This is a genomic window from Oceanobacillus sp. FSL W8-0428 (assembly GCF_038004405.1).
In the GTDB taxonomy this organism is placed as follows: Bacteria; Bacillota; Bacilli; order Bacillales; family Amphibacillaceae; genus Oceanobacillus; species Oceanobacillus sojae.
The window spans coordinates 1,904,872-1,926,142 of the sequence record NZ_JBBORB010000001.1; the positions used below are offsets into that span (position 1 = coordinate 1,904,872).

At 36.3% G+C, this 21,271-nt stretch carries 23 protein-coding genes; 14 read left to right on the top strand and 9 right to left on the bottom strand.

Features of this window, described 5'->3' with window-relative positions:
• The first annotated feature begins 14 nt into the window (after positions 1–14).
• Positions 15–671, top strand: coding sequence for a DUF3885 domain-containing protein (locus tag MKY30_RS08865; RefSeq protein WP_341083549.1), 657 nt, complete (start codon positions 15–17; stop codon positions 669–671).
• A 35-nt stretch (positions 672–706) separates the two neighbouring features.
• Here the strand turns inward: MKY30_RS08865 and MKY30_RS08870 are convergent, their stop codons facing one another.
• Genes MKY30_RS08870 through MKY30_RS08880 form a run of 3 tightly spaced genes read right to left on the bottom strand, consistent with a single transcriptional unit; the run spans position 707 to position 1,841 of the window.
• On the bottom strand, positions 707–958 hold the full coding sequence (locus MKY30_RS08870; RefSeq protein ID WP_156985879.1) for a hypothetical protein: 252 nt from the start codon (positions 956–958) through the stop codon (positions 707–709).
• Positions 945–1,484, bottom strand: coding sequence for an RNA polymerase sigma factor (locus MKY30_RS08875; RefSeq protein WP_379546893.1), 540 nt, complete (start codon positions 1,482–1,484; stop codon positions 945–947). Before MKY30_RS08875 ends, MKY30_RS08870 begins: the two co-directional genes overlap by 14 nt.
• 3 nt (positions 1,485–1,487) lie before the next feature.
• A complete protein-coding gene (locus MKY30_RS08880; RefSeq protein WP_341083552.1) occupies positions 1,488–1,841 on the bottom strand; it encodes a group-specific protein in 354 nt (117 codons plus the stop codon).
• Positions 1,842–2,401: 560 nt separating this feature from the next.
• On the opposite strand from MKY30_RS08880, the gene MKY30_RS08885 reads away from it, so the two are divergent.
• Positions 2,402–2,950 (top strand): histidine phosphatase family protein, encoded by a 549-nt coding sequence (locus MKY30_RS08885; protein WP_147209039.1) that lies wholly within the window; start codon positions 2,402–2,404, stop codon positions 2,948–2,950.
• Between the two features lie 216 nt (positions 2,951–3,166).
• Here MKY30_RS08885 and MKY30_RS08890 read toward each other — a convergent pair whose 3' ends face one another.
• Positions 3,167–3,829, bottom strand: coding sequence for a hypothetical protein (locus MKY30_RS08890; RefSeq protein WP_147209041.1), 663 nt, complete (start codon positions 3,827–3,829; stop codon positions 3,167–3,169).
• Positions 3,830–4,020: 191 nt separating this feature from the next.
• On the opposite strand from MKY30_RS08890, the gene MKY30_RS08895 reads away from it, so the two are divergent.
• The 4 genes from MKY30_RS08895 to MKY30_RS08910 all read left to right on the top strand — a co-directional run bounded on the left by MKY30_RS08895 (position 4,021) and on the right by MKY30_RS08910 (position 8,270).
• Positions 4,021–5,346, top strand: coding sequence for a spore germination protein (locus MKY30_RS08895; RefSeq protein WP_341083556.1), 1,326 nt, complete (start codon positions 4,021–4,023; stop codon positions 5,344–5,346).
• Positions 5,333–6,406, top strand: coding sequence for a GerAB/ArcD/ProY family transporter (locus MKY30_RS08900; RefSeq protein WP_156985877.1), 1,074 nt, complete (start codon positions 5,333–5,335; stop codon positions 6,404–6,406). The genes MKY30_RS08895 and MKY30_RS08900 overlap by 14 nt, the downstream gene beginning before the upstream one ends.
• The gene (locus MKY30_RS08905) at positions 6,396–7,520 is read left to right on the top strand and encodes a Ger(x)C family spore germination protein (protein ID WP_341083558.1); all 1,125 of its coding nucleotides are present in this window, start codon (positions 6,396–6,398) and stop codon (positions 7,518–7,520) included. The genes MKY30_RS08900 and MKY30_RS08905 overlap by 11 nt, the downstream gene beginning before the upstream one ends.
• Before the next feature lie 261 nt (positions 7,521–7,781).
• Positions 7,782–8,270, top strand: a complete 489-nt coding sequence (locus tag MKY30_RS08910) for a PTS sugar transporter subunit IIA (protein WP_341083562.1) — start codon at positions 7,782–7,784, stop codon at positions 8,268–8,270.
• A gap of 276 nt (positions 8,271–8,546) precedes the next feature.
• Here the strand turns inward: MKY30_RS08910 and MKY30_RS08915 are convergent, their stop codons facing one another.
• Positions 8,547–8,966 carry a GNAT family N-acetyltransferase gene (locus MKY30_RS08915; protein WP_341083563.1) on the bottom strand — a complete coding sequence of 140 codons (420 nt, stop codon included), beginning with the start codon at positions 8,964–8,966 and terminating at the stop codon, positions 8,547–8,549.
• A 229-nt stretch (positions 8,967–9,195) separates the two neighbouring features.
• On the opposite strand from MKY30_RS08915, the gene MKY30_RS08920 reads away from it, so the two are divergent.
• Entirely contained in the window at positions 9,196–9,495 is a 300-nt protein-coding gene (locus MKY30_RS08920) for a hypothetical protein (RefSeq protein WP_186813551.1), read from the top strand.
• A 35-nt stretch (positions 9,496–9,530) separates the two neighbouring features.
• Here MKY30_RS08920 and MKY30_RS08925 read toward each other — a convergent pair whose 3' ends face one another.
• Both MKY30_RS08925 and MKY30_RS08930 read right to left on the bottom strand, forming a co-directional pair.
• Complete coding sequence (locus MKY30_RS08925; protein WP_341083566.1) at positions 9,531–11,192, bottom strand: IS1182 family transposase; 1,662 nt, start codon at positions 11,190–11,192, stop codon at positions 9,531–9,533.
• A 359-nt stretch (positions 11,193–11,551) separates the two neighbouring features.
• Positions 11,552–11,725 (bottom strand): hypothetical protein, encoded by a 174-nt coding sequence (locus tag MKY30_RS08930; protein ID WP_186813552.1) that lies wholly within the window; start codon positions 11,723–11,725, stop codon positions 11,552–11,554.
• Positions 11,726–11,864: 139 nt separating this feature from the next.
• Here MKY30_RS08930 and MKY30_RS08935 point away from each other — a divergent pair, with 139 nt between their 5' ends.
• From MKY30_RS08935 to MKY30_RS08965, 7 genes are all read left to right on the top strand, one after another.
• Entirely contained in the window at positions 11,865–12,794 is a 930-nt protein-coding gene (locus tag MKY30_RS08935) for an SDR family oxidoreductase (RefSeq protein ID WP_147209051.1), read from the top strand.
• A 244-nt stretch (positions 12,795–13,038) separates the two neighbouring features.
• The gene (locus MKY30_RS08940) at positions 13,039–13,935 is read left to right on the top strand and encodes a superoxide dismutase (RefSeq protein WP_147209053.1); all 897 of its coding nucleotides are present in this window, start codon (positions 13,039–13,041) and stop codon (positions 13,933–13,935) included.
• Between the two features lie 446 nt (positions 13,936–14,381).
• Entirely contained in the window at positions 14,382–15,056 is a 675-nt protein-coding gene (locus tag MKY30_RS08945; RefSeq protein ID WP_341083571.1) for a GntR family transcriptional regulator, read from the top strand.
• 26 nt (positions 15,057–15,082) lie between these two features.
• Positions 15,083–15,844 (top strand): fumarylacetoacetate hydrolase family protein, encoded by a 762-nt coding sequence (locus MKY30_RS08950; protein WP_341083573.1) that lies wholly within the window; start codon positions 15,083–15,085, stop codon positions 15,842–15,844.
• Between the two features lie 18 nt (positions 15,845–15,862).
• A complete protein-coding gene (locus MKY30_RS08955; RefSeq protein WP_341083577.1) occupies positions 15,863–16,897 on the top strand; it encodes an Ldh family oxidoreductase in 1,035 nt (344 codons plus the stop codon).
• Positions 16,898–16,907: 10 nt separating this feature from the next.
• A complete protein-coding gene (gene nhaC / locus MKY30_RS08960) occupies positions 16,908–18,335 on the top strand; it encodes a Na+/H+ antiporter NhaC (protein ID WP_147209060.1) in 1,428 nt (475 codons plus the stop codon).
• A gap of 36 nt (positions 18,336–18,371) precedes the next feature.
• Positions 18,372–19,331, top strand: coding sequence for a phosphoglycerate dehydrogenase (locus MKY30_RS08965; protein WP_341083580.1), 960 nt, complete (start codon positions 18,372–18,374; stop codon positions 19,329–19,331).
• A gap of 190 nt (positions 19,332–19,521) precedes the next feature.
• Here the strand turns inward: MKY30_RS08965 and MKY30_RS08970 are convergent, their stop codons facing one another.
• Positions 19,522–20,253, bottom strand: a complete 732-nt coding sequence (locus MKY30_RS08970) for a MerR family transcriptional regulator (protein ID WP_341083582.1) — start codon at positions 20,251–20,253, stop codon at positions 19,522–19,524.
• A 4-nt stretch (positions 20,254–20,257) separates the two neighbouring features.
• Positions 20,258–21,130: an Hsp33 family molecular chaperone HslO gene (locus MKY30_RS08975; RefSeq protein ID WP_341083583.1), complete on the bottom strand. Its 873-nt coding sequence runs from the start codon at positions 21,128–21,130 to the stop codon at positions 20,258–20,260.
• Positions 21,131–21,271: the final 141 nt, after the last annotated feature.

Sequence of the window (21,271 nt, forward strand, 5' to 3'; positions counted from 1 at the left end):
AGGAGACAGTCTGGATGTATCAATATTTAAGATCACAATTTGGTATAGAAAATTTGCAGCATCAAACGCTCTGTCAGCATAAAATGACAATCCCTATTGTTTTTCAGAAAGAAACCTCTCCATTTAAAAACAATGGTTACAGTTATAACGAAAGCTATTTTCATCATGCGAACTGTGAAGCACAGGCTGTGTTTAATACTTTATTTTCCAAATCAGACGAAATAGAAGTAATAGTGAGTGTTTATCATCCTCCTGATATACATCCCAAAGTGGATTTTATCAGAAAATATTTCAAAGAGACTAATAAGTATCAAATCAAGCACAGGCAATTCATGCAGAGTTTAGAAGAGGGTGAGGAGCTGGTAAGTCAATATGCTATCCAGACAGGAAGGCATCAGCTCTGTTATCCCGAATTAATTCAGGCGATTTGTAATCAGGATTTTCCGCCACGGCTGCCGAGACTGAAGAATCGTAATGTTTCTTCTGTAAGGTTTTATTTAATTAATAGGACAAAGCATGTACTTTATTATATTTACGATGATAGAGGAGCACTGGTTGCGATTCAGGATCAAGTACAATTAAAAAAATTTAAAAAAGAATTTAACAGTATTTTAGAACAGGCTGAGAAGTGTATCGAAGAACCAATCATTAATAATAAGTCCCTCAAATAACAGTTTACGACGTTATTTGAGAGGCTTATTTCTTTCTACATATGAACCCAGATCTGAACAATACTTATCACGATGCCCAAAGCTAAAGGAACAATTCTTGTTAAATTTAATCCTGTGAATGTGACAGTAGTCTTTTCTAAAGGATCTTTTGCAGGAGAAGCTAAATAACGTATAAATCGCTGCCAGGCCGTTTGTTTTTGTACCAGCTTTCGTTCAGGAACAATCACATGAAATTGATCCAGTTCTTCCTTTAATTTATCTTCTTTATTAAATTCATCCTTCAGCATGAAAATCCTCCTTCAGGTCGTGTTTTAGTGTGCTCATTGCCTTATGTAGTCTTGATTTAACGGTACCTATCGGAATATCTAATATCGATGCAATTTCATTTTGGGGGAGGTCCTCATAGTAAACAAGTAAAATAATCGCCCGCTGTTTATCAGGTAATGCGGCGATTGCCTGCTGTATCCACATTTTTTCATCCATGCTTATTGAGTGGTCAGCCTGTGGAACCAAAAAGGGAAGCAGAGAGCGCCATTTTTTTCTTCTATTTAACTTATTTATTAATAATCGGTAAGCAATTTGGAACAAATAAGCTTTGACAGTTCCTTTATCAGGGTTAAATGTGTGCTTTTTTATCTGCAGGATTTCAAAGGTATCATGTACAATGTCGACACTAAGCTGCTCTTCCTGTGTGTACCGGTATAAAAAGCAGTAGAGCGGCTGATGCAGAATGGTATATAATTCAGTAAAACCTGTTTCATCTCCATTCTGATAAATCTCCATCCATTCTTCGTTACGCTTCATCTTCTTTATCCTCTAGATGGCTTTGATGGATTTTAAAGTCATGGAAATACGGCTGATAAAATAGCAAACCGTTACGATTACCCAAGCTTGGGCCTGATTGGATAAAAATTGCACCCAGGAGTTTTCAATATTTTCTCCGGAAGCTAATAAGAAAAATAATATTACCGTACAAAGAATGGTATAAACTGCCACAGCTATTGTGACTGTATCAAATATATTCCATCTTAAATAGACCGTTGTCTTTTTGTAATTTATTTTCCCATCTTCTTTGACAATATATTTACGATTAAATGGTATGCTTATTGCCAAAATCAGTATAATTTGTATTCCTACTACAATCAAAGAAACAATATATCCTATCCCCATATCATTCTCCCTATCTGTATATTTTTTGAGCATAGTCTGATGAAACTTGTTAAAATCAGTACAATGCGATGATGTTTTTTCTATTACATTTCATTGTGCATGCAATGTATCAAATAAGTAAAGCATGGTTTTATTTTTCAATATTACTATGGCCGGGTTTCTCCGAATGTTTTTGGTTGAATATTTGTATATGCTTGCTGTTCTTAGCGGTAAACGCAATTATTATATTAAGAAAAACGGGATATAAGCACCATAAAAAGAACCCCCAACGATTTGTTATTAAAGAAATAACTTACAAGAGAACAAGAATCACGGTTGAAATGTAAATAGTACGTTTTTGATATGTATTCATTTTTTATACCCCTTTCGAAAAAATAAATTATTAATCAGCTTTGATTCATTGCAGCGTTGTTTTTTATTTTAATTTGCCACTGTTACTGACTATACAAACAAGGGAGGAAAAAGGTTCGAAAAAATAATGAAAATCAGAAATATATCCTAAAACCATGTTAGGCTAAGAGTATAGATCAAATTTTTCAATGAAGGAGTTGTTGATTAATATGAATAAAACAATTTATATCATCCGGCATTGTGAAGCAGAAGGACAGGCTCCCGATGCTCCCTTAACAGAAAAGGGGAAAGAGCAGGCGGAAAAGCTGGCTGCATTTTTGTATGACAAGAAAGTGGATCGTATTATTTCCAGTCCATTTTTACGTGCAATACAAACGGTAGAGCCGCTTGCTGAAGAAAATAATTTGAAAATAAAAGTGGATAACCGTTTGCGGGAAAGAGTGCTCAGCTCTGCTTCAATGCCTGACTGGATGACTAAACTTGAAGCAACCTATAAAGATTTAGATTTAAAATATGAAGGCGGCGAAAGCAGTAACGAGGCAACAGGGAGAATTGTTGAGGCAGTGAACGAAATACGCGAAAGTGATGCCGATAACAGCATCATTGTTGCACATGGAGGAATTATATCCCTGCTTCTGTATTATTATGATAAAAACGCAGGATTCGAGGCGTGGAGAAAACTTAGTAATCCAGATGTTTATGCATTACAGATTTCAGACGATAATTATCAGCTTGAACGGCTATGGACAGAAGAATAAAATACAAAAAGAGCTGATTGAATATATTTCTCATCATACATCAATCAGCTTTAATGTTTCAAAATCGAAATTCATTCCTGCCAGCTGGAGAACAATTTCAAGATGTATCTGATTCTCCTGTACATCTGCGGTAGAATAGTACACCTCTTTTTGCACATAGAAAAAACAGAACATATGAAGATGCTCTGTCTATTAAATCTCAAAGCTGTATTTCATTTAGTCATCCCACCAGCTCGTTTCCATGTCAATCAGCCAATGATTTTTTAGTGTTAAGGCACGCTCAATAGCTGCTATAGTTCCAGCAACCAGCAATGTCGTATTCATCCAGGCTGGAAGAATTATCGGTGATGTGAAGGAGCCCCATCTTTCCTCAATGATAGGAAGCTGCGAAATCATGGCAGCCAGCTGCGGTAATCCCAATATGATAGAAATTAGAAGAATGATAACCGCAAGCTTTCCAATGATGGAGCTGATTTCAGGGAACTTGGCATCGAGGCGCACCCGCAAGCCTTCAGCTGAACGACGATCTGGAGATAATACAAACTCCTGTTCATCCTCTGTCACATAATGAATTCGTTTCAAACCATATGTTGTTGTTGCGACCTCAATAATTCCTCCGGGAACCGGGAAAAAAGCTGGATTAGCAGCTTTTGCATGATGCTTTCCATCACGGTATAAATCAATGGATTCATTTTCATCAAAATAGTCAACATGAACTGCATAGGTGTGCATTTCCCCGTCATCTTCACGAAGCTTTATATAAAAAAGGGAACGATAAAATACTTCGTAAAAACGAAACGGCTTCAATGCATGTCCATCCCCGTCTTTTACTTTTTTTATTGCTTTTTGTCTGCGCTTGCTCTTAAAAAAACGCAACATATTATCCTGCCTCCGAATGGTACCTCTTTAATAGATAATACGGAACAAACAAGAAAAGGTTTCTTATATTATTTTTTTAGTTCGTGGAAAAATGTAGACTCCCGAATGAAATAAACCTGATGACTTTTTTGTATGAAAATGTGCTTGCTGGTTCATAACTAAAAGATAGGAGAAGAGAGAGGGTGCGGACAATGGATTTCATGAATGAGATAGAGAACTTGAAACAGAAAAATAAAGATTTACAAATGAAATCCATCATGATTAATGATACTGCTTATGATGTGATTGGTTTTGAAAGCCTGGTGGATTTTTCAGCAACGTGGGAAATAGTGGAGGCATTAATTGGTAATAAAGAAAATAAGCCACAAGAGTCAAAAAGTGTTCAATCGACAAATACCACATGGAGTAAAGCGGAAATAAACAAACAAATGCAAGCATTGTATGAGGGGAAATTGATTATTTGGAATCGTGCTGAAGAAGCTTCTTTAATCGTGGATCCTGTTTCTCAGCCCCTTTATCGAAGTATAGAAGTACCAGTTAATGAATCGGTTATTTATGGAGCAAAGGATGCTTTTACAGAGAATAGCCAGCAAAATATAGGATTGTTACGCAGTAAATATCAATCCAAGGATGTTGAAGTACTGACAACGCAGCACGGGAAAAGAAACCGCCGATTTTCATTTCTTATTTTGAAGGGTACTACAGACCAGCAAATGGTAGAAATGATTAAAAAGAAAATTGAGGATTATCCAAATGAAATTAAGCAGGTGAAGGATATTCACGTTGCCTTTGGTTTTTCTAAATTTTCCCTGATTACCCGTGTATCCTCCACAGAGCTTCCGGAAAATGCGATGGAATACATAGAACAAGGAAAAATTGTCTTCTTTATGGATGGTTATCCATTCGCACTGGTACTGTTTAATACTGTTTTTGATGTATTTAAACAGCCGAGTGACAGTAATTATCTGAGTGTATTTGTATATTCTTTATATATGCTGCGTATTGTTGGAATTATGATTGCAGTATTATTACCAGGACTTTATGTAGCACTGATTACAATAAATCCTGAAATGCTAAAGGTGCAGCTTGCCCTGTCTATCACGGAAAGTCGGCAGTTTGTACCTTATCCCGCCTTTGTGGAAATAATTATTATGCTGCTCTTGATTGAATTAATTACCGAAGCGGCAGTACGTCTGCCTATTTCTATTTCCAATACGATTGGTGTTGTAGGCGGTATTATTTTGGGGCAGGCAATTGTAGAAGCAAGTTTGGTCAGTGGTGTATTAATTATTATTATTGCTGCTACGACAATTGCCAATGGTATTGTAATTAATTTTGAAAATGGAATTACGTTACGGCTGATGAAGTATATCATTGTTATTTTCTCTGCTTTATTTGGAATTCTAGGGAATGTTATCGGTCTGTTGGTTTTATGCTCCTATATAGCCCGGATTACGAGTTTTGGAGTTCCTTATGTCCGGTGGAAAAAGGAAGGGATCCAAAGTGAAAATCAATAACTTATTGATTATTATCTTTTTTTTATTAACGAATATAGGGGTAATGTTTCTTCTCTATCCGACATTGATTTTGGATACGGTAGATAACGGACATTGGCTGATTGTTTTGATTCACGGATTTACACATATCGCCCTCGTAGGAGTTTTATTATTTGGGATGTCTAAGCTTGAAAACCCTAATGTCCTGCAATATTTACCTGAGAAACGCTGGTTCATCTCTATCGTATTTATGATTCCTTTATCACTGTTTATTATTGGTACAGTTATCGTTTCTATCCGGACCTATGCTGAATTTACTACGGTATTATTTCTAAATCAGACACCAATTTTATATGTGATGATTATTTTTGTCACGACGGCTACCTATATCGGCCTTGGATCAATGGAGAGTATTTTCCGGACAACGCTTTTAATTGCAGGAGCTTCATCCTATATTATTGTGGTTATTTTCATACTATCCTTCTTCAATGCAAGATGGTATAACTTATTTCCGATGAAGGTAAGCAATATTGATTTCGTATTTGAAATGCCATTTATTACTGGTTTTCTTATTCTCTCTCCTACCTTTTTATTTTTTGCTTTTCTGCCCAAAAGAAAGAAGCTCAATTATAAAACAATTTTCTGGTTTTCATGGTGTTTAATTCCTTTTATTTTTATGGCTGCTTATTCGCCCATGCTGGTCTTTGGGTTTGAAGTAGCGCGGAATTTTACATTTCCCTATATCGAAATGTTAGCCACTGTGGATATTCAATGGTCCATCTTTGAAACACTGACCAGTCTTTTTGGTTTAAGTCTGCTTATTTATGCAACGATTTTTTTAGGAATGTTATTGCATATTTTGCGGATGCTATATCAAAACATGTTTCAGGTCGGCAGCCTGCATGCATCTATTGCTCTTGTAGTTATAGTTATCACCATTGCAGTGGCAGCCAATATGATTTCTACATGGGAGCAAGTGCAGACACATATCATATGGATTATACCACTTCGTTTTTATTCAATTATCAGTCTGCTGATTTTTATCTTTTGGATAGGAAGAAGGCAAAAGCATGAAACGTAATCATTGGAAAAAAATATTCATTCTTTTAGTATCGTTAATTTTATTAAGCGGCTGCTGGGATTCCAGAGATATTAATTATCGTTCCACGCCTATTTTGATGGGGCTGACGAAAGATGAAGAGCTGTTTCATGTATATTTAATAATTCCAGTTTCAGTGATATCAGAACAGCGGAATTTGGCCAAAGTGGAAGGCAAGGGTGTTACGATTTTAGATGCAGTTGAGCAGCTTAAGAAAAAAATTGAAACAACAATTGATTTGGAACATATCGGGTTTATTGTTTTAGATGAAGAGTTAGGCAAAGAGGGGATAGAGAAAATAATAAATACCTTTATGAGAATGCGTGATGTACCTGCAACTCCAGCGATTGCATTTACAAAAGAGGATATGGATACCTATATTGACCAGATGATTAATACATTTCAAAAAGTAGGGGTACCTATATTCGGTTTCCTGGAAAAACAGACTGGCTGGGAAATATATGCTCCTGAAGTCATTTTATGGAAGGTATATAGAGGTATTCATTCGTATACATCGGATATCTCCATACCGCTTATCAGTTCAAATAAAAACTTGGAAATGGATTACTTTGGCGCATCCGTCCTCAAAGATGGAAAAATTGTTGAAACATTAGATTCTATAGAAGTCATGCTGATGAATTTGTTAAATAATGAAGAAAATGTTATTAAAACATTTGTGACGATTGACGATACAACCAATGTGGAGCTCGTTGAAAGAGATGTAGAATACGATTACAATTTTAAAGGAGAGGAAATTGATCTGACTATACGGTTAGAATTCGTATTGATCGTTTCCGAAGCAGAGGATCATTTAAATGATAAGGATATTCAGAAAATGTTTGAAGAAAAGATGAGAAAAGATACCCTTAAACTGGTGAAAAAAGTTCAGGACAAACATGCAGATGTATTAGGAATAAGCAACCGGATCAGAAAAAATTATACTAATGCAGAGCTGAAAAACTTTCTTGAAGAAATATATCCAAACATAAATGTTGATGTAGATGTGGAAGCAGTAATCGAAAATAATGGTAAGTTAAGAAACTTAAATAATGACGATTTTGAAGACTGGGATAAGGAAAAGCAGGAACAGGACTAGTTTTAAAGATGAATCCAGTTACCATGAGAATGGCAGCTGGATTTTTTAATCATTTCTAAATTGCTATTAATTCAATGGATTATCGAAATTTAATGTGAAAAACAGGTAGAGGGAGGTTCAAATCGGAGAAATTGTAGAAAAGATTACACAATGAGAAGAGTTAATCAAAATCTGTCTGCAGAGATTTTCTGATGGGCTTATTAAAGTAATTCTCTGGAACATGTGATAAAATCGATATATATAAATCTTGGAGGGATAGCTATGTTTGGGAAGCTTTTTAAAAAGAAAGAGAATCAGGAAATTGAATTATTTGCTCCAGTTGATGGAGAAGTAATCCCTTTGGAAGAAGTGCCTGATCCAGTATTCGCTGAAAAAATGATGGGAGACGGAATTGCTATTAAACCATCTAATGGAAAAGTTGTATCACCAGTTGATGGGGATATTGTACAAGCGTTCCCGACAAAGCATGCAGTAGGGATTAAAGCTGATAATGGAGCGGAAATTTTAATTCATATTGGTTTAGAAACAGTTGCTTTGAATGGAGAAGGATTCACAATCCATGTCAAAGAAGGAGATAAAGTGAAAAAAGGTGATGTACTTGTTGATGTGGATTTGGCAATTGTAGGTGAAAAAGCTGTAAGTACTGTAACACCAATGCTTGTTACGAATATGAGTGATATCGAAGCTTTAAATAAACAAGATGTGAAGCAAGTTCAAGCAGGAGAAGATGTTGTTATTACTGTTAAATAAAAGGAATTCGCAGTAAAAATAATTTTACCAGTCCTGCTGGAAAGAAAACAGGAGATTTATAAAGAAGCAGCAGTCCGCTTTGAAGTGAAAGGCTGTTGCTTTTTTATATCTTTTCCGATACGACGGAAAAATGTAAAATACAGCTTAATTATTACGCAAAAACGAAGACAATTAGCAGCTAAAATAACAGTAAAATAGTAAACAAAAACGCATGATGATTAATATCTGCGCGATTTTGTTTTTTGTCTACTTCATTTTTTTACCGTAAGAAAAAGCTTATTCTTCTTTCGTTTTCCTATATCCGTAAAAGGTACGAAACCCAATTCCTTCATAAAATAAGCGAGACGAACTGGTAGCAAGTAATTCAATTCTTACGTTTGGATATATATTATGCAGATAGTGAATAATTCTTTTTCCTAATCCTAAGCTCCTATACTGTTTGTCAATTAACAATTCACAAATAAATAGACTAACACGAGTGTCGGTTAATCCTCTTAGATAACCAACTATTCCTTGTCCCTGTATTTCAATAATGAGGGTTACATTGGAGTTTTTCCATGCTTCTTTTGTACTCAAATGATTTTCAACTAAATTAGACCAACCTTCTCTTTTATTTAAATCTTGTATTTTAATGAAGTCTTTTTCTTCATATGGTCGAATAAATGCTTTTTCGTTGTTTTTTAAATCTATTTCCATAATAGAATTCCTTCCTTAAAGATATTCTTTTTTTAATTTCTTCATCATTTCTTTTATCTTTTCCTCTATTATTTATTTTGCGAGTATATAATGATCTTACTTAAAAATTGATATACCAGCAATCAAAGACATCTAATCATTTGTAAGGAACATTTAAAATAACGAAAGCATAGGCTGAAAAGTAGGGAATTTACCTAAAAAGATTCGTTTTATAAGTGAAGTGTCTAATTTGAATAATCCATTTAACCCAAATCAACATATGAATTCTTATAAACAGCAACATCCCCGGAATTATCAGCAGCCGAATATGGGACAGAATTCGATAGAGCAGCAGGTTTTATCGGCGATTAATCCGGTAATCAATCACGGAATGCGAGAAGCGCAGCATCTTGGCTATCCACACGCATTAAGAGAAGCTGTAGCAATTTCCTATCTGATGGGGCAGGGGCAGGACTTTCAATTAGCTTGGCAAATGGTAGAGTCCTGGTGGAGACCGCAAACTCCTACACAGCCTGGGACTTTTTATTAAGATTAATATAAATAATGATAGAGGCTGGGACATAACTAGCCAAAAATAATGAAAAGATGGATTTCACATTGGGTTTTGATGTGAAATCCATCTTTTTTGAAATCATTTATAAGTAGATACATAAAAAAGCAGCTAGAGGCAGTGTATCTTCTCAGATTCACTGCCATTAAGGCGAATCCCAATTCATTATCCACTTTGGATTTTCCTCGTACAGAGAAACGAGTGAAACCCAAATTAGCCTTCAAAAATCCAAAGAAAGGCTCCACATCTATCTTACGTTTTCCGTAAAGCTTGCCCATTTCTTCATTTGAAAGCTGTTCTCGTATCATTTTCTTTTGTGCTTCCCATTTTTCATTATAAAATATTTTCCGATGGTTACCTTCCTTTGCCTTGGTACATTGCTCTCGCAAAGGACAGCCTGTACAATCTTCACATTCATAGACCTTAAATTGTCGCTGGTAACCATACTTGTCTGTGCGTTTGGAGTTATAGCGATAAGTAACAGCTTGACCATTTGGACAAGTAAAGGCATCTATTTCGGCATCATAATCCCAGTTAGCGGTGTTAAAGGGATTATTTTTATATTTTTTCTTCTTCTCTTTGCGGTACATACTATAGGTAATCAAGGCAGTTCGTAACCGGTTCAGGGTGACATCTTCTATATTCTGTTCACTTCCATAAGCCGCATCAGCTACGAGGACATCAGGCAACGCAAAATAATCCTTTTCAATACGATCTAAAAAAGGAATCAGCGTTCGTGTATCGGTAGGGTTCGGAAAAATATCATAGGCTAATGCGTAACGTCCTTCTGTTGCCAATTGCACATTATAAGCAGCTTTCAACTGTCCGTTCTTCATATGGTCATCTTTCAATCGCATAAAGGTTGCGTCGTGATCCGTCTTGGAATAGCTGTTACGTTCTTCTAAAATCTCCAAGGCTTCTTCATATTTTTCTTGACGACAGATGAAATCGTGCACCTGTTTTAAGGCTTGTTTTGGCTGCTTTCGTTCCGAACGCAGGGCTTTTCGGTCTTGTGCTTTTTCAATCGATTCGATTTGTTTCGTATACGTTTGGACTGACTTATCCAAATTCGCTGCCATCTGTTGAAGTTCTTGCGTCGATAGAGCTTCCGGGTTTTCCCGGTTGATTTCTGGAATAATTTCTTTTTCCACTAATTCTTCATAGAGGGCATGGGACTTCTCTACAAGTTTCGTTTGATAACGCTCGATCGATTTTCGCCAGACAAAGGTGAATTTATTGGCATTGGCTTCAATTTTGGTCCCGTCAATAAAGATAGCCTCCGCATCGATCAACTCTTTTTCCACCAGCTGACAACGAAATTGGACGAAGCACTGACGCAATAGTTCTTTTACTTCTGGATTCACACGAAAACGGTTGATAGTACGGTAACTCGGCTCATATCCTTGCGCAAGCCACATCATTCGCACACTATCTTTTAATAATGCTTCGATTTTTCGGCCAGAGAACACCGACTGGGTATAAGCACATAAAATAATTTTCATCATCATACGCGGGTGATAGGCGGGACAGCCTGTTTGACGGGTAAAACCGGTGAAAGCTTCTTCTGGAATCTGTTCGATAAATTCATGGATGGTATAAGCAATATCATTTTCTTGTAATTTCATCTCGAAATCTAATGGCAAAACGACTTGATTTACGTTATAATATTTAAACATAAGGATACCTCGATTCTGTTTTTGTAGTGGTACTTTAACTTTATCAGAAGGTATCCTTTTTTTGTACGTTTATTTCATTTTTTAATCAAATTAAAAAAGTGACTTCCTACTTAAAATCATAGTAGAAAGTCACTTTTTCTATTTTTACTGGCTTTTGTCCCAGCCTCTTATTTATTTTGTAACGTTGCGGTATTTTTCAATGGGACAAATTTCATTCATTTATTTGGAAATGGAGATAATCCCCTCATGAAAATGAATTTTCTATGTATGGGCTAATATCAATCTTATTAAAGAATAATATTAGCTGAAATAAAAATATGGAAGTGTTTCTATTCTCTTGAGGGTGAATTAAATAAGCATTAAATAACCGGATAAAACTGCTCGTAAACAGGGTTTATAAAATACGGTGGTCTGGGTCCAATTTTCGGTAATTGATACGTATGTTGATTTGCTGTGTACAATACATCTACTTTTTCATTGGAATGGTTTACTAATAAGAGCGTCGCTTCCGGGTTGTAATAATATTGCTGCATAACAAATTCCTCCTTGATTTGCCTCTTCTTCATACCTTATTCAGATTTCAATGATATGGAACTCTTCCTTGCACCTTTTCACTATCTCCGCCCAAGTTTCATAAAGTAATCTATCCAGTTGATTTCAAGGAGGATGATCATGACACAGGGTAAATCAAATAAACCAGCAGATCAAATATACCCAATATATCCGAACTACGGAAAAATAACACAATATCAAGAGGTTGCGATGACAGTACCGGAGCAGCGTCAATATCGACAACCGGGACTGGAAAAATGGATGATGCCTAGACCAATTATTGAGAATATAAATGAAAAAGGAAGTAATAGGCTTGCTGGTAAGGCTGTACTTATCACTGGAGGAGACAGTGGGATGGGAGCTGCTGCAGCAATAGCTTTTGCTAAAGAAGGTGCAGATGTAGCAATTGCTTATCTGGATGAACATGAGGATGCGAACCGGACAAAAAATCGGATTGAAGAGCTTGGAAAGCGTTGTTTATTGCTTCCAGGCGACTTAAGGGAGAAACGGCAGTGCTGTTATATAGTAGAGAAAACGGTTGAAACATTTGGTAAACTGGATGTTCTCTGTAATCATGTCGGTATCCAGTTTCAGCAATTAAGCTTATTAGATATTACGGATGAGCAATTCGACGATACGTTTAAAGTAAATGTATACTCTCATTTCTATACGACCCGTGCTGCACTTCCATACATGAAGGCAGGCAGCTCGATTATCAACACGGCATCTGTAGTAGCTTATGAGGGATATAAACAATTGATGGACTACACTGCCACAAAAGGAGCGATCGTCAGCTTCTCAAGAGCATTAGCAAATAATTTAGTGGATCAGGGTATTCGCGTCAATGCTATTGCTCCGGGGCGTATATGGACACCGCTGATTCCAGCCAGTTTCTCTGCAGATGAAGTGACATTGGCAGGAAATCCGATGCAGCGGCAAGGTCAGCCTTTTGAGGTAGCACCTACCTTTGTTTATCTGGCTTCAGATGATTCTCGTTTTGTTACGGGGCAGACATTACATGTGAATGGGGGACAATGGACGTCATCTTAACAGAAAAATAAATGGAGAACCTCTGTTCAAACAAATGTTTGATTAAAGCGATTGCTGAATTAAAGTCATATATCTTTAGCGGAGTCAGTTGTGATAGTAATCATAGGTATACTGTTACTGTTCGTTCTGCGTTATAAAATGCTGGAAAGAGACTCCTTTTTTATCAATTTTTTATTTTATATATTATCAGCCCACCTCCCACTTGCATATAGTATTAACGACTAATTTTAGGGAGGATTTTTCGTTGTCACAATACCTTAATTCAATAAAACAATGGTGTGAAGAAATTTTGCAAACCTATCAGGAAGCAGGTAATCTTCTTCAAGAGCGTGTTCATGCAGAAGCATTAACTAAGTGGGAGGAAGAATTAACTCAATTTCAAAAGGAGCTTTTCAATAATCAAATTGCAGACGAAGAGGAGGCATATGAGAGGGCAAATGTTTTATATACAAAGTTAAATTCTTATATAGAAGAGAGCAGAGAGGAGAGCCGTACAGAAGTAAATCGTGAAAGAGTTGTTCCGATTGGCGGGCATACACTTCCACCGCTGCCATACAGCTATGATGCTTTAGAGCCTTATATCGAACAAAGAATTATGGAACTGCATCATGATAAGCATCATCAGAGCTATGTTGATGGTTTAAATAAAGCAGAAATGGAAATGCAGCAGGCTCGTTGGGATAATAATTTTGATCTGATTAAACATTGGGAAAGAGAGGCAGCGTTTAATGGTGCGGGACATTATCTGCACACGATATTCTGGAAGGTGATGAGCCCGGACGGAGGCGGTGAGCCAACAGGAGATTTAATGAATGAAATCGAACAGTCCTTTGGCAGCTATGATCAGTTTAAAGCACATTTTACTGGAGCAGCAAACAATGTAGAGGGTGGAGGCTGGGCTATCTTAGTATGGTCACCGCGGGCAAGACGTCTGGAAATTCTGCAGGCGGAGAAGCATCAAAACTTAAGTCAATGGGATGTTGTTCCTCTGCTCGTCCTCGATGTGTGGGAGCACGCCTATTATCTGCAATATGAGAATGTGAAAGCAGACTATATAGACAATTGGTGGAATATCGTTAATTGGAACGAGGTGGAAAACCGCTTTAATAAGGCAAAACAATTGAAATGGCAGCCTTTTTGATCAAGAAAGTGTTTTAGCATTCTCTTAAAAGGGAACTGCATCTTCAAACATAAATTAATGGGAGGATACTGCTTATATGAGAACACAGTAATTTTTAGCAGCTATGGTATCTTTTTACTAGAATTTTCAGCTTGCAGTAATGACTCCGATGAAAATGGCGCAGATGATAATGAGGCAGGCTAATACAAGTTATTCTTCTTGTATTAGCCTTTTCCCACGTAAAAAAAAGTTATTAACTCATCATTTTTATTGCAAACTTTATATTAGAGATATAAATAATTCGAGTTTTTCTAAAAAAGATTCTGGCTCAAAAATAGTCATTGACTGAAACGTAAAGGCAAAGGGCATCAAATTTTTATAGCTCTGTTGACATGATTTTTATAATCATATATGATATATCCTATATCATATATGATGTATACGTTTACAAAAATGAGGTGGCAAATATGAATGTTTACAGTACCAAGAAAGAGATTATCTATCACGAGTTGAAGAAGGAAATACAAGAGGGAAAATATGAATTTGGTGAAAAGCTGGTCATTAGCCGGTTGGCAAAAAGATTTGGAACGAGTGAAATTCCAGTCAGAGAGGCAATAAACCAATTAAACTCTGATAATTTAATTGAATTCACTCCACATGTAGGGGCAGTTGTCAGTACGTTATCATCAAAAGATATCCAAGAAATATTTGAAGTAAGAATTGAATTGGAAGGGCTAGCATCGAGATTGGCGGCTGAGAACATCAATGAAGAAATTATAAATAAATTAAGATCTATTATTACAGCGTCTGAGGACTGTTTAGAGAAAAATGATTTTGAAGAAATAGAAAAACTTAATATGAAGTTTCATTTAACAATATATGAGGCCAGTGATAACCTACTTCTTATTGGTATGATCAGGGATTTATGGAATAACACGAAACGATATCCTTCCCTATTTTCAAATAACAGGGGTCATGCGATGCATTCCATTAAAGAACACAAGTTTATAGTAGAGGCTTTGGAAATGAAAGATCCTGTTCTGGTTGAAAATGCAATGATGAAACATAAAGCAAACGCAGCTAAGGAAGTTTTAAGAATAACACAGCAGGATTACTATAATAATTTAGATATTGTAAATTAAAAAAAAGTATTTTGGGAGGAAAAGTAATGAAATTCGTCAGATTTAAGAATAATAACGAGGTATCTTACGGTTACTTAGAAGGAGATAAAATTATTCAATTAGAAAGTGATTTTATTATCGATAATCGTTTTATAAAAACAGGAAAGGAGTTTGAGAGGTCAGAAGTGACATTATTATCTCCTGTCCAACCCGGCCAAGTGATAGCCATCGGTTTGAACTATGTAAAACATGCTGAAGAAAGCGGAAAAGAAGTTCCAGAAGAGCCAATGATGTTCATGGTATCACCAACTGCTGTCATCGGAGATGGAGAGACGATTCAATTACCTACGGAAAAACATAGAATTGATTTCGAAGCTGAATTAGCAATTGTTATTGGAAAAGAAGCTTATAAACTATCGGAGAAAGAAGCATTAGATTATGTATTTGGTTACACCATTAATAATGATGTTTCAGACCGAGACCTGCAAAAAAAAGATGGCCAATTCACACGAGCAAAATCATTCAAGACATTTAAGCCGCTTGGTCCATCGATAGAAACAAATATTGATCCCAATAACGTAGCTATTAAATTAACAGTTAATGGAGAAATAAAGCAAGATTCTAACACAAATGACCTGATTCATAATATTGAAAAGGTACTGGCTCATGTAACGGATGTTATATCCCTGCAGCCGGGGGATGTTATTTTAACAGGTACACCATCTGGAGTAGGGCCGCTGCAGGATGGAGATTTAGTAGAAATTGAAATAGAAGGAATTGGTAAGTTAAGCAACAAAGTAATCAGCTGATTTAGAAAGGGAGAGAATATGTATATTGATCAGAATAAAATCATGAATTTTTCAAATAACTGCTTCATCAAGCTGGGTATGCCAGAAGAAGAAGCCAATATAATAACAGAAGTAATGCTGGAAGCTGATTTAAGAGGAATCCATAGTCATGGTTTCCTCAGACTTCCTATATATGTTGAACGTATACAAAAGGGGCTAATTAAAAACAAAGCAGAGATTACAGAAGAGAATAATAGCACTTCATCACTTGTTGTGAATGGTAATTATTCGGCTGGACAAGTGGCAGGGAAATATGCAATGGAAAAATCAATTGAAATAGCTGAGGAAAATGGTGTTGGTTTAGTAGCTGTAAAAAACAGCAACCACTTTGGGATTACTGCATTTTACCCTCTCTTAGCGGCACAAAAAGATAAAATTGGGATTGTTATCAGTAATGTTGCACCGTTAATGCCGGCTATAGGAGGGAAAGAAAAAGTTATTGGAAATAACCCGATATCGATCGCAGCCCCTTCCAAAGAGAAACCAATTGTTCTGGATATGGCATTAAGTAACACAGCTTTGGGAAAAGTAATTTTTCATAAAGAAAATAATATGAAAATTCCAAAAGAATGGGGAGTAGATGCTGAAGGAGTGCCTACAGACGAACCGGAGAAAATTCTTAATGGGGGACTGCTTTCAGCTGTAGGCGGACCTAAAGGCTTTGGTTTGGCGGTTATGGCAGAAATCTTAACAGGTGTTTTATCTGGCGGTGATTTTTCCAAGATGATTCCTTCGATGTATGATACGGAGAGAAAGCAATCAATTTCGCACTTCATGCTGACTATTGATATAAAAAAATTAATACCTTTGGAAACATATTATTCGAATATAGACCAGCTGATTAGCTTCATAAAACATTCATCCAAGGCAGAAGGAGTAGAAGAAATATATATGCCGGGGGAAATTGAATTTATGAAGGAAGAAAATAATAGATTAAAAGGAATTCCTATGGAACACAATATATTTAACCAATTGAATGAATTAGCTGTTGAACTCAACGTAGAAGGACTATAGGAGGAAAAGAATGAAGAAGGATAAAAAACCTGGTGTAAGATATTCCATTTTTACATTGCTTCTTGTGATAGTCATTATTGTTACCGGGATGTTGGTATACGATGCTAGTTTACAAATTATGCTATTCATTGGTTTTATGCTTGTGATTCCACTAACGATGGCAGTTGGATTTAGTTTTGGTGAGGTCGAGACATTTGCCTATGATATGATTAGAAAAGCTTTATCACCGGCACTAATACTATTGGCGGTAGGAGCTTTAATAGGAGCGTGGATGTATTCAGGGACGGTTCCGACAATTATCTATGCCGGACTTGAATTAATAACTCCTAATTATTTTCTTGTTACTACAGTTATCCTATGTATTTTTGTTTCGATGGCAACAGGTACATCATGGGGAACAGTGGGGACTGCTGGTGCAGCAATGATGGGAATCGGAGCCGGTCTTGGTATTCCACCAGGATTAACGGCAGGTGCCATTATTAGTGGAGCATGGTTTGGGGACAAGATGTCTCCTTTGTCAGATAGTACGAATATGCTGCCGGCACTGACAGGCGGCGAGGTCTATACACATATTAAACATATGTTTAAAACTACGGGGCCTGCACTTGTTTTATCTATTATTACCTTTCATATTTTTGGACTCAGGTACAGAGATTCAGAAATTAATCAAGGACAGATAGATTCTATTAATAGTTCTTTGAGTGAAATCTTTCATATTGGCTGGATTGCTTTTATTCCGGCAGCTGTAGTACTTACTTTGCTGTTAATGCGAAAACCGCCTGTTACATCTATATTTACCGGTGCTATTATAGGCGTTATCGTTGGGGTCGTTTATCAGGGGTTCAGTATTGAAAGTGGATTTGATGCTCTTTATAATGGATTTTCAATTGAAACTGGAAATGATTTTATAGATGGCCTGTTAAACAGGGGTGGAGTAGTGAGCATGCTGGATATCATTGCATTATTTATCTTTGCTATGGGTCTCGGCGGGGTGTTGTCAGGATCAGGTATGCTAGGAGCTATATTAACTTCGTTTGCTTATAAAATTAAGACAAATAGAGGTTTACTGCTAATGACTATTGTTGTTACTTATATTACTAATATGGTTGGTGCAACAATTACCTTTGCCCATGTTATGACAGCAACAATAATGAAACCGCTTTATGAAAAGAAGCGTTTAAAACCGGAGAATTTATCCAGAGTGATAGAAGATTCGGGAACCTTAGCATCACCGATCATCCCATGGAATACAAGTTCCATATTTGCTGCAAGTGCACTTGGCATCAGTGCAGTAGAGTTCATACCATATAGTTTCTTAACATACTTTACTTTAGCAATTACGATAATATACTCAATTACTGGATTTACAATTACGTCCTATGATGATAATAAAAATGATGAAAGTACAGAACTGGATAAAAAAGCTGCGAACAATTAAACGGAAGAATCTTTATAAAAAAAGGGTGTTTACAAAATGAAAGTGATCGTAACTACTCCAAGTTTTGGTAAATTCCATGACGATATAAAAGCAACCTTGAATAAAAAAGGGATTGAATTAACTTATCTGATACCGTACAGTAGAAACCGGATGATAAAAGAAATAGGTAATGCAGATGTGCTTATCGTGGGACTGGAACAAATTGATAGGGAAATAATTAACTGCTCTAATTCTTTAAAGCTGATTGCCAAACATGGTGTTGGAACGGATAATATTGACCTTAAGGCAGCCGGGGGGAAGGGGATTATCGTTGCAAATACGCCTGGTACGAATAATGATGCGGTTGCTGATTTGGCTTTTGGACTGATGTTATCTGCTGCGAGGTCAATTGTTGCTGCAAATAATAAGGTAAAGGATGGAGAGTGGCCGAGGTTCGACGGACATTCTGTATGGGGAAAGACATTAGGTATTATTGGATTAGGAGCTATTGGCAAAGGAGTTGCCAGGAGAGCGAATGGGTTTTCCATGGAGGTTCTTGGATATGACATCACAGATAAAAGTCCTGATGAAGAAGCGTTAAATATTAACCGGGTATCATTTCATGAATTACTCTCCCGTTCTGACTACATTTCCTTACATGTTCCATTAAATAAACATACAAAAGGAATGATTGGGAAAGAACAATTGAAGCGTATGAAGGAGACTTCTATTTTAATAAATACAGCCCGCGGCGGTTTAATTGATGAGGAAGAGCTTTATAAAGCCTTGACAAACAGTTCAATACAGAGCTGTGCGCTGGATGTTTTTGAAACAGAACCAGTGAAGGATAAAAAACTTTTGTCTTTAGATAGCCTGACTGTAACACCTCATATGGCGGCGTATACTGTAGAAGCAGGATATTTAACCAGTCAAATGATTATAAGTAACCTGTATAATCTGTTAGAAGGAAATGAATTGAAAAATATTGTTAATAAATCAAATAATGTAAGCGTTTAAACGGAAGTGTTATAAACATAAATTACGTCTGAGCCTGTTATAATAATATAGGCAGGGCAGGTTTTCTAGAAAATGAAGACGATAAAACATTTTAAAAAGGGCTTATACAATTTATTTATCTGATTGTATAAGCCTTTTTTTTAACGGTAATTACATATAATAATCTTAATGGAATGCAGTTTCAGTTATTTTAATCCTTTCTTTTTTTCAAAGCCTTCTGAATATATCTATACAATGCACTATCCAAGCCATAATGCAGCGCAGGCTGAGGATTCTCAGCATAGAATTTTTCGGCATTTTTGGTGATTTCACTGTCTCCATCTGAAAAAATACGCGTTAACTCCTGCCATTTTATCGCTAATTCCTGCACTGATGCATCCTGTGAAGAAATCTCTTTTTCCATGCTGTCTTTTAATGCTTTTAGAAGGTCCTTAAATTGTTTCTCCTCTTGTTTTAGCACTTTATCATTTGTATTTAGGTAGCGCTCTCTAAGCTTTTGAAGCTGTTCCTCTGTAAAATAATTGGAATGATTTAATCGGATTAGTTCAAATAGTGAAGTTAGTCCTTCAAAGGAAATACGGTCTGATTTAGCCGCTTCTACTCTGGTTTGTTCCAGCTGATGTAACAGCTTTTGCTGCATAGCTACCTCTGTTTTAATCCGATTAATCTGTTGATCCAGTGTATCCAGCAAATTCTGGCTGCTTGTACGAATAATCTCCTTTATCTCCTCCAAAGGCAAATGCATTTTTTTCAGTACAAGAATTTGTAACAACAGCTGCATATCCTCACTGGTATAGCGCCGATGACCTGCCTTTGTATAGAGGGAAGGTGAAAATAATCCGATTTGATCGTAATACCTCAGTGTCCGGATGGACAGACCTGTGAGGGCAGCTAATTGGCCGGTGGTCCAGTAATTAGACATGTGCTCACCTCGTTTGTAAAAGTATTTTTATCTCAGAAGGACTGAAAACATATTGTCTGCCGCAAATATGACATTTTGTATCGACAGAAGTGTTCGATTCGGTAGCTTTTTGCAATTCTTCATCAGATAACGAAAATAGAAAGCCATAAAACATTTCTTTCGAGCAGTGACAGGCAAATTGTATCAATTTTCGTTCCATTACTTTTGAGTTATGAAAGTGATGATTTAATTCTTTTTCTATCTCTGCATCATTCATCCCGAGCAGCATAGGAGCAAGATTCTCTGCTTCAAATTGTTCCCGGATATACTCTAATGAGCCTTCTTTTGTCCCTGGAAGTACCTGAGCATAGATTCCATAGCTTTTAGCAAGGCCATGGTTATTGTCAAATTCTATATTTGTCTGAATTATAGTATTTGTCTGCTCACTCTGTTTAAAATAATATGCAAAATCATCATCTATATTTTGATAAGGCATATCAGTAATCCCGGTAAATTGATTCATTTCAAACCCCTTCATCATTCGTATAGAAGCATTTGGACCGATAAATTCCTTAAGAGATTGAACTGAATCTTGCTGCTGGTGCTCTTCTAACAGTGCTTGATTGACATAACCGCGTACATTTCCATCTGCGTCTGTATCTGCATAAATTTTATGTTTTTTATTAGTCACTGTAATAACAGCACTGATTCTCTGAGTAGTTTTTAAGGTTACGGAAAGGAGGCTCATTATGGAAACAGCTTTAGCTAATGCCAAATAACAGGCCTTATCCTTTATTTTACTTAACTTCATGATTTCTTGGAGAACTTTTGTATTGTCGGTAAAATATAAACGGATACTTTTATCTAAAACAAGCGCTTTGATAATTTCAATCGTCATTTTATCTGCTCCCTTCTAATAATAGGATAAAACATTACGTGACGTAAGGTTCAAGTTTAAATTTATAAATAATTATTAGTAGGGAAAATGTACATTCGTCTTTTTCAATTTCAGCAGCTGATTTTTAAGATATAATAATTA